Origin of the sequence: Corallococcus silvisoli (assembly GCF_009909145.1) — a bacterium.
GTDB classification, from domain to species: domain Bacteria; phylum Myxococcota; class Myxococcia; order Myxococcales; family Myxococcaceae; genus Corallococcus; species Corallococcus silvisoli.
The window spans coordinates 1-13211 of the sequence record NZ_JAAAPJ010000012.1; the positions used below are offsets into that span (position 1 = coordinate 1).

At 70.3% G+C, this 13211-nt stretch carries 13 protein-coding genes; 8 read left to right on the forward strand and 5 right to left on the reverse strand.

The features are described from left to right. Positions 1 to 429: 429 nt before the first annotated feature. Complete coding sequence (locus GTY96_RS23435) at positions 430 to 828, forward strand: hypothetical protein (RefSeq protein ID WP_161665874.1); 399 nt, start codon at positions 430 to 432, stop codon at positions 826 to 828. 194 nt (positions 829 to 1022) lie between these two features. Here the strand turns inward: GTY96_RS23435 and GTY96_RS23440 are convergent, their stop codons facing one another. The 4 genes from GTY96_RS23440 to GTY96_RS23455 form a co-directional block, all read right to left on the reverse strand. Then, positions 1023 to 1745 carry a DUF3014 domain-containing protein gene (locus GTY96_RS23440; RefSeq protein ID WP_328700976.1) on the reverse strand — a complete coding sequence of 241 codons (723 nt, stop codon included), beginning with the start codon at positions 1743 to 1745 and terminating at the stop codon, positions 1023 to 1025. A gap of 109 nt (positions 1746 to 1854) precedes the next feature. Next, positions 1855 to 2379, reverse strand: coding sequence for an OmpA family protein (locus GTY96_RS23445; RefSeq protein ID WP_143904970.1), 525 nt, complete (start codon positions 2377 to 2379; stop codon positions 1855 to 1857). Between the two features lie 88 nt (positions 2380 to 2467). Further along, a complete protein-coding gene (locus tag GTY96_RS23450) occupies positions 2468 to 3841 on the reverse strand; it encodes a sigma-54-dependent transcriptional regulator (RefSeq protein WP_143904971.1) in 1374 nt (457 codons plus the stop codon). Beyond that, complete coding sequence (locus GTY96_RS23455; RefSeq protein ID WP_143904972.1) at positions 3831 to 5954, reverse strand: sensor histidine kinase; 2124 nt, start codon at positions 5952 to 5954, stop codon at positions 3831 to 3833. Before GTY96_RS23455 ends, GTY96_RS23450 begins: the two co-directional genes overlap by 11 nt. A 187-nt stretch (positions 5955 to 6141) precedes the next feature. Between GTY96_RS23455 and GTY96_RS23460 the strand changes: the two genes are divergently transcribed. Continuing rightward, a complete protein-coding gene (locus GTY96_RS23460) occupies positions 6142 to 6693 on the forward strand; it encodes a glutathione peroxidase (RefSeq protein ID WP_161665876.1) in 552 nt (183 codons plus the stop codon). A 57-nt stretch (positions 6694 to 6750) separates the two neighbouring features. Here the strand turns inward: GTY96_RS23460 and GTY96_RS23465 are convergent, their stop codons facing one another. Further along, positions 6751 to 7458, reverse strand: a complete 708-nt coding sequence (locus GTY96_RS23465) for an MBL fold metallo-hydrolase (RefSeq protein WP_161665877.1) — start codon at positions 7456 to 7458, stop codon at positions 6751 to 6753. 99 nt (positions 7459 to 7557) lie between these two features. Between GTY96_RS23465 and GTY96_RS23470 the strand changes: the two genes are divergently transcribed. The 6 genes from GTY96_RS23470 (at position 7558) to GTY96_RS23495 (ending at position 13194) form a co-directional block, all read left to right on the forward strand. Continuing rightward, the gene (locus GTY96_RS23470) at positions 7558 to 7983 is read left to right on the forward strand and encodes a YeeE/YedE family protein (RefSeq protein ID WP_161665878.1); all 426 of its coding nucleotides are present in this window, start codon (positions 7558 to 7560) and stop codon (positions 7981 to 7983) included. A 10-nt stretch (positions 7984 to 7993) separates the two neighbouring features. After that, entirely contained in the window at positions 7994 to 8479 is a 486-nt protein-coding gene (locus GTY96_RS23475) for a DUF6691 family protein (protein WP_235685810.1), read from the forward strand. A gap of 57 nt (positions 8480 to 8536) precedes the next feature. After that, positions 8537 to 9346, forward strand: coding sequence for a sigma-70 family RNA polymerase sigma factor (locus GTY96_RS23480; RefSeq protein ID WP_161665879.1), 810 nt, complete (start codon positions 8537 to 8539; stop codon positions 9344 to 9346). A gap of 96 nt (positions 9347 to 9442) precedes the next feature. Then, entirely contained in the window at positions 9443 to 10099 is a 657-nt protein-coding gene (locus tag GTY96_RS23485; RefSeq protein ID WP_255442566.1) for a carbonic anhydrase, read from the forward strand. 73 nt (positions 10100 to 10172) lie between these two features. Continuing rightward, positions 10173 to 10667, forward strand: coding sequence for an endonuclease V (locus GTY96_RS23490; protein ID WP_143905126.1), 495 nt, complete (start codon positions 10173 to 10175; stop codon positions 10665 to 10667). A 1522-nt stretch (positions 10668 to 12189) separates the two neighbouring features. Continuing rightward, on the forward strand, positions 12190 to 13194 hold the full coding sequence (locus tag GTY96_RS23495; protein WP_143904977.1) for a hypothetical protein: 1005 nt from the start codon (positions 12190 to 12192) through the stop codon (positions 13192 to 13194). Positions 13195 to 13211 lie beyond the last annotated feature (17 nt).

Here is a 13211-nt window from a genome sequence, read left to right on the forward strand (position 1 = left end):
CTCGTAGCGCATCATCTCGCCTTGCCTCCTTGCGGAGACAACAACCGGCGCTCCCACATCCATCAGACACGGCCTAGGAGTGTCGTTCGAGCGTGTGACCGAACCGCACGAACTTCACTGACGTTCGAAGCCAAGGTGTCCTGGAGTTCGTCCTCCAGGTGGCGCACCTGGGGCTGATGGCGAAGATGCGAGAGGATAGCCGCCTGCCTCCTTCGCGCCTCCTGGCAATTCCGCTGTGAATGCCTGGGGCATCGCGGACTGCGATTGTTTGTGCGAGGCGGCGGGCGGCAGGCGGGACGCCTGCCTTCACAGCCACTTGCACCGGTGCGCCCTGTTCCTGGCTTGACCCTGGACCTCGGGCCTTGCGTCAAGGCTGTGCGTCATCAGCTTCACGGTAATGGGTGCTGCGGCCAGCAGCGGGTGGACATCATGCGCACGACTCGAATCTTCCAGGGACTCATCCTGACGCTGGGGCTGCTCGCGGGCACGGCCCATGCGGGCGAGGTCGACGATACGTCGCGGACGTACGTGAACACGGACGTCGACCGTAACCGCGACGTGAACGTCCAGCGCGACGTCGACGTCCACCGCGATGATCACCGCGACGTGGAGGTTCACCGCGACGTGGACGTCAACGTCGATCGCTACCACCACCCTGTCGCGCGGACCGCGGGGGCAATTGCCGTCGGCACGGAGGTGCGCACGCTTCCTTCCGCGTGCACCACGGTCGTCAGACGCAACATCGCCTACCAGAACTGTGGAGGCATCTGGTACCAGCCGCGCCACACCGGCGGTGAGATGACGTACGTGGTGGTCAACCCGCCGTGAGCGGACCCGCTGCGATGACCCGACCCGAGAGGCAGGCTCCCCGCGCCGCCGGTAGACTGCCCTCCGAGCAGAACGGGGAGCGGCCTCCTCCGACGGCATGAGGCGGTCGATCCATCAAACATGCCGGCCACCTGGCTGCCATGCCGGGGGCCTAGCAGCCTCCGGAACCCCTCATGCCCGGGCCGGTCCGCGGGCTACGGCTGGCGGGCCTGCTCCTGCGAGGGCAGGGCCAGCGCGGTCGTGAACTCCCTGAGCTTCGCCTGCACCTTGCGCATGTTGTCCGGGCCCATGCGCAGCAAGTGCTTCTCCGCGGCGCCCAGTGCCTCCAGGTTCGGATCCGCGTAGGCATAGAGCGCACCCTTGGGCGTGAGCTCCACCGGGGCCTTCGGCACCGGGACGGCGGTGAGCCTTCCCAGGGCCTGCGCCAGCGCCTGATCCAGGCTGCGCCCTGGCGGGGCCAGCTCCGCGTGCGCCGCGTCCAGCAACGGCTTCAGCTCCTGGTACACCCGCTGGACGGCCTTCGTGTCCACTGAAGCCACGACCCGCGCCACGACGTCGTACCGGGCCATGCTCTCCGGCGCCATCACGGAGTGGCCCTTGCGGTTCACGACCTGGAAGGTGCCGGTGGGCGCCATGAACGACAGCGGCATTCGCGGGCTCTGACCTTCGGCGATCAGGTTCGTCGCGGCGGCGAAGCGGCGTGCCAGGTCCTCCGACGACAGCCAGCGCAGGAAGTCCGCGTCACTGGAGAGCCCCTTCAACACATCCCGGATGTGGGTGTCCGTGCCCGAGAGCTGCACGGCGGGCGGTGGGGGCGTGGTGGGCGGAGGCGGCTCCGCGTACTGGGGCGTGGGCTCCGGAGGCGGCTCCGGCGGCCGGAGGACGAAGAAGACCCCCGCTCCTCCCAGCAACGACACCAGGACGGCGATTCCCAGGGGCCAGCGGAGGGAGCGAGGGGAGGATGGCGGGACGGGAGCGTTGTCGGCGGGGCTCATGGGAACCGGGGATGGGGCGGAGGAAGGAGGGCTACAGGTCGCCCGCGTGGGCCTGTTCGGCCAGGCGGAAGGAGAACTCGGCGCGGCGGTTCTTCGCCGGGGCGTTCACGTCCGCCGGCCGCTCCTCGCCATAGGAGACGACGGAGATGCGCTCGGGCTCGACACCCAGGCGCACCAGGTACGCGCGCACGCTGGCGGCCCGGCGCTGTCCCAGCGCGATGTTGTATTCCGTCGTCCCCAGCTCACACGTGTGGCCCGCCACCGTCACCTTCGCGAGCGAGCGCTGGCGCAGTGCCTTCGCCAGCCGCTCCAGCTCGTCGCTGGCTTCAGGCGGAAGCGTCGACGAGTCGAGCGTGAAGTAGATGGGCGTCGCCCGGAGCGCCGCGAGCGCCTGCTCCGTGTCGTCGGGCGCGGGCTTCGCGGCGTCACCGCGATCCGCGACCGGCGCTGGGGGCGTCCGCGTCGCCGCATCGGAGGTCGTGGGATTGGCGGCGCGTCTCGAGCAGCCCGTGAGTCCGACAGCCGCCAGCAGCAGGATGAGGAGGGTTCGGTTCATGCCCTCGCACATGAGCAAGGGCCGTGCCGCGAACTCCTCGTCTGGCGTCGTGGGCGGTGCGGCGCCCTGACTGGCAAAGCGCGCTGTTCTAACGTTGCGAAATGCCGCTGTCGGTGCGCTCCCGACGGTGGATGGTGGAGACATCAATCCCCAGCAGCTCCGCCGCCCGTGTCTTGTTGCCTCCACAGCGTGCGACCACCCAGGCGATGTATTCACCTTCAAGCTGCCGCAGCGGGACCACCTGCCCATGGGCCGCGGCCAACGGGTGGAGCTCCGGTGCGCCCTCGGATGTGTTCAGCCGCAACATTCCCAGGTCCACGGTGGGCTGCGCGCCCAGGACCACCAACCGCTCCATCAGGTTTTCCAGCTCACGCACGTTTCCGGGCCACGGCATGCGCGTGAGCGCGGACACCACCTCCGGGGCCAGGGTGGTGACGGGGGAGCGCGGGTTGCGGATGCGCGCCTGGGCCACGAAGTGCTCCGCGAGCTTCGGGATGTCCTCCGTGCGCTCGCGCAGCGGCGGAATGCGCAGGGAGACCACATTGAGCCGGTAGAAGAGGTCCGCCCGGAAGCGCCCCTCCTTCACCCGCGCCTCCAGGTCCTGATGCGTGGCGGCGACGATGCGCACGTCCACCCGGCGTGAGCCGTCCGCCCCCACGGCGCGCACCTCTCCGTCCTGGAGGACGCGCAGGAGCTTCGCCTGGAGCTCCGGCGGCATGTCTCCAATCTCATCCAGGAAGAGCGTGCCTCCGTCGGCCTCCACGAAGAGGCCCCGGCGCGTGGTGGTGGCGCCGCTGAAGGCGCCCTTGAGGTGGCCGAACAGCTCGCTCTCCAGCAGGGCGTGGGGCAGGGCGGTGCAGTTGACCGCCACGAAGGGCTCCTCGCTCCGCGCCCCTTCCGAGTGCAGCGCCCGGGCCACCAGCTCCTTGCCGCTGCCGCTCTCGCCCCGGAGCAGCACGGGCGCTTCGGAGCAGGCCACGCGCTCGATGAGATCGTAGAGCGTGCGCATGGGCACGCTGTGGCCCAGCAGCGACCCCAAGCCGCTGCGCTGGGCCACCTGGCGCTTGAGGTCCCGGTGCTCGGCGCGCAGGCGCCGGGCGTCCAGCGCCCGCCCGACGTGGAGCAGCACCTCATCCAGGCGGAAGGGCTTGGTGAGGTAGTGGTAGGCGCCGCGCTTCATGGCCTCCACCGCGCTCTCCACCGCGCCGAAGGCGGTCATCAGCAGCACCGGCAGCTCCGGGTCGTGCTTCCTCGCCGCCGCGAGCACGTCCAGCCCGTCCACGTCCTCCATGCGCAAGTCACACAGCACGACGTCGTACAGGCGCGAGCGCAGCTGCGCGATGGCGTCCGCGCCGCTGGTCGAAAGGTCCACGCGGTAGCCCGCGTCCGTGAGCGGATCTCTCAACATCTGTCCCATCTCCTCGTGGTCATCCACCACGAGGATGTGCGCGCTAGACGGCATGTCGCTCCTCCCAATTGGGGGCGGCGGCCACCGGCCACCGCAGCGTGACGACGGTGCCTCGCCCGGGCTCGCTGTCGACCCCGATCTGACCACCGTGATTGCGGACGATCTGCGCCACCACGCTCAGGCCCAGGCCCGTGCCCTGGCCCCGCTTCTTGGTGGTGAAGAACGGGTCGAAGACCTGGTGCAGGTGCTCCGGCGCGATTCCCCGGCCATCGTCCTGGATGCGGATCTCCACCATCTCCAGCGTCGGGGTGTCTCCCCCCGCGAAGGCGGTCGCGCTCACCTTCACGCGGCCTCCTTCGCTGCACGCGTCGCAGGCGTTGAGCGCGAGGTTGAGCAGCACCTGCTGCAGCTGATCCGCGTCCGCCGAGAGGCAGGGCAGGCGCTCCGGCACGTCGAGCTCGAAGTGCACGTGCCGGCGCTCGGCCTCCATGTCGAGCAGCTCCTGGAGGCCGCGAACCACGGGCGCCAGCGGGACCGCCGCGGCCCGGGCCGGCTGGAGGCGCGAGAGGTCCAGCAGCTGACGGATGATGCGGCTCACCCGGTCGATCTGCGTGACGATGGCGTTGAGGCCCCGGCCCTGGGGATGCTCCGTGCCGCCCACCTTCTGGAGCATGTATTCCGCGTGGCCCCGGATGATCCCCAGCGGCGTGCCGATCTCGTGGGCCACGCCCGCGGCGAGCACGCCCACCGTGGCCAGCTTCTCCGCGCGGAGCAGCTGATCCTCCAGCATGCGCACGTTGCTCAGGTCCTCCAGCACCAGCAGCGTGCTCACCTCGCCATCGCCGTGCTCCAGCGGCACGGCGTGGACGTTGTACTGGTCCTTCTCGTTGAAGAGGCTGAGCGGTTCGCCGTGCAGGCTGCGCACGACCCCCACGGCGCGCGCGGAGGTCACCAGCGCGGCCAGCCGCTGCACCGCCGCGGTGGGGGCGCTGGGGAAGGCCTCGGTGAGCGTGCTGCCCACCGCGCTGGGCGGCAGCCGCGCACGCAGCGCCTGGTTCACGCCGCTGATGCGGCCCTCGTGGCTCAGGGCGAGGATGCCGGTGGGGATGTGGTCCAGGATCTTCTGCGTCTTCTCATGCAGGTGCGCGAAGCGCGCGGCGTGGCGGCGGCTCTCGTGCAGCGCCACGGCCCGGCGGTTGGCGAGCACCACGTAGGTTCCGAACGCGGTGAGGAACACCGCGATGAGGAGCGCCGCCAAGGACAGCCGCAGCACCAGGGTGCGCTCGTGGGAGCGCAGCGCGCTGGTGGAGGACAGCGTCGCCACGGACCATGACGCCTCGTCGCGCATGCGCAGCGGCCGGAAGCTGGCCACCGCGTCCGCGGACCCCAGGCCGAGCCGCTGCGCCTCCGCTTCGGGGATCCGCAGCGTCCCCGAGGCCCCCGCGCGCATGTGCTCCTCCAGCGCGCGCAGGCCCGGCACGAGCGTCCCCTCGGGCTCCGACAGACGCCGGTGCCATGCCACCAGGCCCGGGTCGCTCATGGGCGCGGGCATGCCGTGGGCGCCGAGCAGCAACAGGCGGGTGTTCTCGTCCACCGTCACCATGCGCAGCGGCGCGAACAGGGGTTCGGTGTCCACGAGGATGGCGACGGTTCCTCGACCCTCCGGCGCCTCGGAGTCGATGCGGGTGGCGAAGACCCGCATCCATCCGGAGGTGGCGCCCTCGATGGGATACGAGGGGATGACGTAGCCCGGGGGGGACTCCAGCGCCTGGCGCGCGGTGTCCGCCAGGGCCGGGGGATGGACGGCCTCCTTCGACAGGTGGCGCGACTTGTGGTCCACCAGGAACAGGCGCTCGGCGCCGTCCGGGCCATGCACGGCGATGGCCCGGTACTGGCCCACGGACTCCAGCAGGGCGCGCAGCTCGTTGTGGTGGTCCCCGGTGGAGCCCGGCTGGGCGAGCAGCTCGCTCGCGAAGCGCAGGTTGTCTCCCAGGTCCTCGAGCGACCGGGCCACGCCGCTGGCCGCCTCGTCGAGCTGCGCCTGCCGGTCCCGGCCGAACTGCTCCACCAGCGCCTGCCGGTCCCGCTGGATGAACCACACGGCTCCGCCCGCCACGCTGGCCAGGGCGATGAGCAGCAGGAGGAGGGGGGCGAGGAGGCGGCGCATGGGGCAGGAGTCCCCACAACGCAAGGCCCGGGCCAGCCGTTCCCCCAGGGGCAAAGTGCCTCTGTCGCCAGGGGACCGCCGCAAATCACCACACCGGGCTGGCACTTTGCCGGGCCCCGCTCGCGAAGGCCCGCCCCCCGGGCTTGCGCTAGAGTGGCCGCCCCCTGATCAGGAACCGAGCCGGAACATGAGCCAGCCCCTCCATGACATCCCCCTGAAGTCCATTGACGGCGCGCCCCGGACCCTTGGCCAGTACAAGGGCAAGGTGCTGCTGGTGGTGAACGTGGCCTCCAAGTGTGGCCTCACCCCCCAGTACGAGGGCCTGCAGAAGCTCTACGCGAGCAAGCAGGGCCAGGGCCTGGAGGTGCTGGGCTTCCCGGCGAATGACTTCCTGGGCCAGGAGCCGGGCTCCGAGGCGGAGATCCAGCAGTTCTGCACCACGAGCTATGACGTGACCTTTCCGCTGTTCTCGAAGGTCTCCGTCGTCGGCAAGGACAAGCACCCGCTGTACCACGCGCTGACGGACGCCATCCCCGACGCCACGGGCGAGGGCCCGATGCGCGCGCGCCTCAAGGGCTACGGCATCGAAGCCAACCCGAGACCGGAGGTGCAGTGGAACTTCGAGAAGTTCCTTATCGGACGCGATGGCCGGGTCGCGGCCCGCTTCGCCCCGGACGTGGCGGCGGACGACCCGCGGCTGCTCCAGGCCATCGAAGGCGAGCTGGCGAAGCCGGCCTGACGTCAGGACCCTGGCGGGGGCTCGGGCGCTGCCCGTGCCCCATCGCCGGGCCCCGGGTCAGTGTCCCTGGGGAGGTGGGGCCGGGGGGCGGCCGCAGGCGCGATTGGCCGGGACCGCGACGTCGATGCGCTGGGGCTTGGGCAGGTGAAGGGTCTCCATGGTGTGGATGAACTCCTCGAGGCTCTGGCCCGCGAGCCGTGGGTTGTAGCGCTTCTCCTCGGCGATGCTCGTCACCGTGTGGCCGTGGTAGTCGTGCGCGGGGTAGACGAGCGTTTCGTCGGGCAGCGAGAAGAGGACGCGGGTGATGGAGTCGTGGAGCTGGCTCGCGCTCCCGTTCTGGAAGTCGGTGCGGCCGTTGCCGCGCACCAGCAGGGCATCCCCGGTGAAGACGCGGTCCTCCAGCAGGTAGCTGACGCTGTCGTCGGTGTGGCCCGGCGTGGCGAGCACCCGGAAGAAGATGCTCGGGCCCACGCGCACCTCGTCCCCGTGATGGAGCTGGAGGTCCGCGCAGGCGGCCCCTCCGGCCCCGCTGGCCACCGTGCACCGCGTGCGCTCCCGCAGCAGGCCCGACGCGGTGACGTGGTCGGCGTGCACGTGGGTGTCGAAGACGTAGGTGAGCTTGAGGCCCAGCTCGCCCACCAGCTTCAGGTCCCGGTCGACCTGTTCCCGGACGGGGTCGATGAGGACGGCCTGCCCGGTGGAAGCGTCGCCGATGAGGTAGGTGTAGGTTGACGACTCGGAATCAAAAAGCTGTCGGAAGATCATCTCGAAACCTCCTGTCGGTGAGAGCCAGGGGATGGGGAAGGGGATTCCGCGGCGCATTTCGTGCGAATCCCTGGACTGGAAAGCAGGCTCCAAGTGCACATGGACTCCTCCTTCGCGCTTCCGCTGCTGGGCGGGGCGCTCATCGGCCTGAGTGCCTCCTTGCTGCTGCTCGCCCACGGACGGGTGGCGGGCATCAGCGGGGTGGTGGCCTCGCTCCTGGCTCCTGTCAAAGGTGACATCTCCTGGCGCGCGCAGTTCCTGGGCGGCCTGCTGGCAGGCGGCCTGCTGCTGGCATGGTCGCGCCCGGGGACGTTCGCCCTTCCGGAGCCGCTGGACGGGGGCCGAGTGCTCCTGCTCGCCTTGGCCGGGCTGTTGGTGGGCTTGGGTTCACGGCTGGGCAGTGGATGCACCAGCGGGCACGGCGTCTGCGGCCTCAGCCGGGGCTCGCCTCGTTCGCTCGTGGCCACGCTCACCTTCATGGCCACCGGCATCCTCACCGTCTTCCTCAGCCGTCATGTCTTCTGAGGCGCACCCCATGCGACCCTCTCTCGCCGCGTTCCTCAGTGGGCTGCTCTTCGCCGTGGGCCTGGGCCTGGGCGGAATGACCGACCCCTCCAACGTCCTGGGCTTCCTCGACGTCGCGGGGGACTGGGACTTCCGGCTGGCGTTCGTGATGGGGGGCGCTGTCGCCGTGCACGCGGCGCTGCGGCCCCTCATCCTGCGGCGGGCGCGGCCCCTGTTCGCTCCTGCGTTTCCTGTGTTCTCCCTCCAACGGGTGGATGCACGGCTCGTCGGGGGCGCGGCCCTGTTCGGCGTGGGGTGGGGGCTCGCGGGCTACTGCCCCGGACCCGCGCTCGCGTCGCTGGGCCAGGGGGGACCGGCGCTGCTCGTCTTCGTGTCCTCCATGCTGGGCGGGATGGCGCTCGCCCGGTGGGTGGCCCCGGAGCGCGGCGCCGGAGATGACGCGCGGGGCCAGGAGCGCCCAGCCTCCGGCGCGGAGCCTCGCCATGTCTCATCCTGAGGGGAGGCCGCGCACCCGGGTGACGTGCCGGGCGCGTGAGGAGGAGGCCGGCGGGTGATGAGACCCCGGACCGAGGTGGAGCTGATGGAGGCTGCTCGCGCTGGAGACGCCGGGGCGTTGGAGGAGCTCCTCTGCCGCCATGAGCAGCAGGTGTATCGCTTTGGCCTGCGCATGTGCGGCTCCGAGGAGGACGCCCGGGATGTGCTCCAGGAGACACTGCTCGCGGCCTTTCGCGGCCTGCACACCTTCCGGGGCGAGGCGGCGCTGTCCACGTGGCTGTACCAATTGGCCCGGACGTACTGTGGCCGGTTGCGCCGCCTGCGCGCCGGGATGCCTGCCGCGTTCGAGCCGCTGGATGCGCCCGCGGCCGCGCAAGTGGCGGCGGACGAGGCGACTCCGGACAGGGCCTCCCTCGCGCGGCAGATGGGAGAGGTGTTGCAGGCCGCCATCCTCGCGTTGCCCGAGGAGCAGCGCGAGGCGCTGACGCTTCGGGACGTGGAGGGGCTCACGGCGGAGGAGGCGGCGCGGGTCGTGGGCATCGAGGTGCGGGCCCTCAAGAGCCGGCTGCACCGCGCCCGGGTCCAGCTTCGTGCGCACGTGGTGACGCTGTTGGGGGAGGGCGCCCAGCCGGACGCGCCGGGGTGCGCGGAGCTGGCGCGGGAGCTGTCGGAGTACGTCGCGCGGGACGTGGATCAAGCCACCTGCGCGCGCCTGGAGGCGCACCTGTCGCGGTGCTCTCGCTGTGCGCGGGCGCATGGGGCGCTCAAGCGCTCGGTGTCCCTGTGCCGGAGCATCCCCGGGGACGCCGTGCCGGCCCCGGTGCGCTCGGCGGTGCGACAGGCGCTGGCCCGCGCGCTGGCGGACTGAGGCCCTCGCGCGTCATCGCGTTCCCGACGGTCGGGGGGCACGGACGTTGGCTGGACGGCGCTGGGCTCAGGGACTGCTCGACGCTGGAGGCCGCCCGTGCGAGCGTCGCGCCCCGTGACGCCCTACGACAAGATCTTCGAGAACAACCAGCGCTGGGCGGAGGAACAGCTCCGCGCGGACCCTGACTATTTCACCAAGCTGTCGGTGTCGCAGCAGCCGGACTTCCTCTACATCGGATGTTCGGACAGCCGCGTCCCCGCGAACCAGATCATGGGCCTGGCGCCCGGTGACGTGTTCGTGCACCGCAACGTCGCCAACCTGGTCAACAACGTCGACCTCAACGTGATGTCGGTCATCAACTACGCCGTCCGGCAGCTGGACGTGAAGCACATCATCGTCTGTGGCCACTATGGCTGCGGCGGGGTGCGGGCGGCGATGCAGCCCAAGGACCTGGGCATCCTCAACCCCTGGCTGCGGAACATCCGAGACGTGTACCGCTTCCACAAGCAGGAGCTGGACACCATCCAGGACGAGACCCGGCGCTATGAACGCCTGGTGGAGCTCAACGTCCTGGAGCAGAGCATCAACATCATCAAGACGGCCGCCGTGCAGAAGTCCTATCTGACGCGGGGCTTCCCCATCGTGCACTCGTGGGTGTTCGACCTGCGCAACGGCATCCTCCAGGACCTGAAGCTCGACTTCGTGCAGACGCTCCACAACATCCAGGAGGTCTACGACCTCACGAAGGAGTGAGGGCCCGGCAAGGAAGGCAGGCGTGTCGGGGACCGCGGCTCCTGGCAGGATGGCCAGGAGGAGCGTGCCCTGGATGATCGCGTGCGTGGACGTGGACTACCGGCGGGAGTGCACCGTGGCCGCGTGCCTCCTTTTCCGTGACTGGGCGGACGCGTGCGAAGCCGGGCGGCAGGTCGAACGCGGCCCGCCGGCGGAGGAGTACGTGCCGGGCGAGTTCTTCCGCCGGGAGCTGCCCCACCTGCTGCGCGTGCTCGGCGCCGTGGCGGAGCCGCTGGAGACGGTGGTCATCGACGGGTACGTGTGGCTGGGCGAGGCGCGGCCCGGCCTGGGCGCCCACCTGTACGAAGCGCTGGGGCGGCGCGTCCCGGTGGTGGGCGTCGCGAAGCGCTCCTTTCACGACAACACCCTGGCCGTGCCGGTGCTCCGCGCCCGGAGTCAGCGTCCGTTGTTCGTCACGGTCGCGGGCTTGGACGCGGCGGTCGCGGCGGCTTGCGTCCAGCGCATGCACGGCGACGCGCGTTTCCCCACCTTGCTCCGTCGCGTGGACCGGCTGTGCCGCGAAGCGTGAGCGCGCCGGAGTGAAACACGCCCGGCGGCCCCGGGCCTCGGATGACCCCGGCCGCCAACGGGCACGGTCGATAACAAAGACGACCTTGGGATACGCGCCAGCCGGGCGGGCACGCACGACGTGTCGAGCAGGTGCTGGGCCATGGTCATCCGCATCCGCGTCGTCTTCGACAGTCAGTCCTTGAGACGTCTCTCGGCGCTGTCGCCATGCAGGCGACGGTCTTTCGTCGTTCGAAACAACGCCGCCGGAAAGCGACGGTTGTATCGGGTTCGTGAAGGTCGGATGTGTCGTCATGAATGTGATTCAGTGTCGAGCCCTGTCGTGGCGTTGAGGTGCATGGATTGTGTGGCTCGAAATCTCAATCCAGTGGTCACGATTATCAGTCGCTCCAGGGGGCCGGGTCCGGCGTCCCAGCGGGTATGTCTGGAGATGCCGCCCCACCCCGAGGGTCAGGTCGGGGAACCCCGTGGGAGGGTGGGGACACCTGGGGTAGGTAGGCAGGCGTCTTCGTACTGGCGGAGGTGTGCGCGCCTATCCGGACGCGAGGGCTGAAGAGGGTGGTTCCGCGTACGCAATCCGGCCCTGCCGGCGGATGGTGTGCACGGGAGTGTGCGCAGGTTGCCGTGGACCTTCGTACCAAGGGATTCCATCCCACTCGGGAGCAATTGAGCGTGGGCATGCTACCCTGGACGTCCTGCCCCAGAGGAGGAAATGACATTGCCCTTGGCTTGCGAGTGATGACCGGGTTGGTAGGAATTGGCTGTCTCAGGTCCATGAAACGCTGTCAACGTGTCGTTGATATTGGTGTCGGCTGGGCGCTCTTTGGTGTGCTGTGATTGGGCGGATCAGGGCTCTGGCGGGAGGCATCTGTCACGCGCGTGCCCCATGGGGCATCGTCCGGCACTCGGGTCTGGAGTTCTCGTTCCAGAATCGCGCGGGTTGAGATGTGATTTTAATTTTATCGGGTGGGTGTGTCTATCTTCTCCGATATAGACCCAAAAGGCAGTTGCTGGAGTTGGGGGCGGGTTCCAGCTTCCGGCTCGCAAGCAATTGAGGCATTCAGCCGTGGCGGGAGCCGGGTGCTCCCGGGGACGTCCATTCCCGCTTGCGAGGACGTCACGGTGGCGTGCCCCTGGAGGAGCGGAGCGCAATGGCGAGCGACGCGAAGGAAATGAAGGACGTGCGGGTCACCGGGGAGGGAAGCGTGGGGCCCGAGGTGGCGCCTCCGCTGGGCTTGTTCGAGGCGAGCATGCGTCGGACGTAGCCCACGCTCCTGTCGGGCGTCACAGGCCCTGATTTGAGGGGCCTCCGCCCCCCTGGCGGCGGTCCCTCCTCGGCCAGCGTCGCCGCGCATCGAAGTGGCTCCTGGCCGGGAGCCAGGATGCCGGTGCACGCGCCCCGGTGTCCGCCCCCGCCGCTCCTTCCACTCCTCACGGTCTCAACCGCCCCGGCCCCGCTGGCCGGTCCCCTCATTCCAGTCGTGTGTCCGCATCAGGCGGGCCGCGCTGAAGGAAGCCTTTCCATGTCCGCTCATCCGTCCCCGTCATTCTCTGCCGCACCCCATGTCTGGCGCGGCGCCCAGGGGGCGCTCTTCCGCGAGGATGCGCCCGGCGCCTGGGGCCTCTTTGGCGACTGGGTGCCCTATGTCCTGGCGACTCGCCTCCGGGCGCTCATCGAACTGCGCTGGATGCGCTTCCCGGCCGCGGGGCAGGCGACGCTGGTCGCATCGCTGCTGGCGAAGCGCTCCCTTCCGACGCCGCTGGTGTGGAGGACGGTGGATGCCGCCGCCTTGGAGCGGGAGCGTCCGGCGGTGGAGGCCGCGGTGCTCGCGCGGTTGAGAGAGGTGGTGCCTCCGGCGCTCAAGGCGGTGTTCCTGGCGGCCGAGACCTTCAGCGAGCCCCGCGTCGTGCGCCAGCTGGCGGCGCTGGGGCTGGACTACGTCGTCAGGGTGGCGCCGGACACGGAGGTGTTCCACGCCACGGAAGGCCGCCGCCCCGCCGCGGCCTGGACGCCGGAGTCGATGCGCCCGGGGCGCGTGCTGGACGTGCGGCTCACCCCCGAACAGATCCCCGTGGCGGCACTCGTCTGCGCGAAGAAGGGGGCGCTCCACACGCCGTGGTGCCTGGCCACGAGCCTGCGCTCCACGCCCGCGAAGACGGTCCTGGATTTCGCCGCGCGGCTGGGCGGGCCGGCCCCGGAGCTCCTGTCTCCGGAATGGCTCCACCGGATGGGCCTGGCCCCCGCGGGGCCTCACCCGCCCGGGCAGCGGGACCGGCTGGTGCTGCTGGGCGCGCTCATCGCGGAGCTGCTCACGGTGCTGGGCGCGGTGGGCGGGAGCCTGGGGTTGTCCCGTCCGGGCGCCGGACCGCCGCCCGACAAGGGAGGGCGCACGCTCTTCCAGCAGGGGTGCATCTACTACCAGGCCCTGCCCCTGATGCCGGGCGCGCAGGCACGCCAACTGGTGGCGGCGCTCCAGCGGCACCTGGATGACAAGCCCGCCTTCAGGGAGCTGCTGGCCGCCTTGTGAGGCATTGCCCTGGAGGC

Excerpts from the sequence above, each read along its gene's own strand:
- GTY96_RS23480 (WP_161665879.1), top strand. The coding sequence starts at position 8,537 with ATGAGACCCCGGACCGAGGTGGAGCTGATGGAGGCTGCTCGCGCTGGA.
- GTY96_RS23470 (WP_161665878.1), top strand. The coding sequence starts at position 7,558 with ATGGACTCCTCCTTCGCGCTTCCGCTGCTGGGCGGGGCGCTCATCGGC.
- GTY96_RS23455 (WP_143904972.1), bottom strand. The coding sequence starts at position 5,954 with ATGCGCCGCCTCCTCGCCCCCCTCCTCCTGCTGCTCATCGCCCTGGCC.
- GTY96_RS23435 (WP_161665874.1), top strand. The coding sequence starts at position 430 with ATGCGCACGACTCGAATCTTCCAGGGACTCATCCTGACGCTGGGGCTG.
- GTY96_RS23495 (WP_143904977.1), top strand. The coding sequence starts at position 12,190 with ATGTCCGCTCATCCGTCCCCGTCATTCTCTGCCGCACCCCATGTCTGG.
- GTY96_RS23475 (WP_235685810.1), top strand. The coding sequence starts at position 7,994 with ATGCGACCCTCTCTCGCCGCGTTCCTCAGTGGGCTGCTCTTCGCCGTG.
- GTY96_RS23465 (WP_161665877.1), bottom strand. The coding sequence starts at position 7,458 with ATGATCTTCCGACAGCTTTTTGATTCCGAGTCGTCAACCTACACCTAC.
- GTY96_RS23450 (WP_143904971.1), bottom strand. The coding sequence starts at position 3,841 with ATGCCGTCTAGCGCGCACATCCTCGTGGTGGATGACCACGAGGAGATG.
- GTY96_RS23460 (WP_161665876.1), top strand. The coding sequence starts at position 6,142 with ATGAGCCAGCCCCTCCATGACATCCCCCTGAAGTCCATTGACGGCGCG.
- GTY96_RS23490 (WP_143905126.1), top strand. The coding sequence starts at position 10,173 with ATGATCGCGTGCGTGGACGTGGACTACCGGCGGGAGTGCACCGTGGCC.
- GTY96_RS23445 (WP_143904970.1), bottom strand. The coding sequence starts at position 2,379 with ATGAACCGAACCCTCCTCATCCTGCTGCTGGCGGCTGTCGGACTCACG.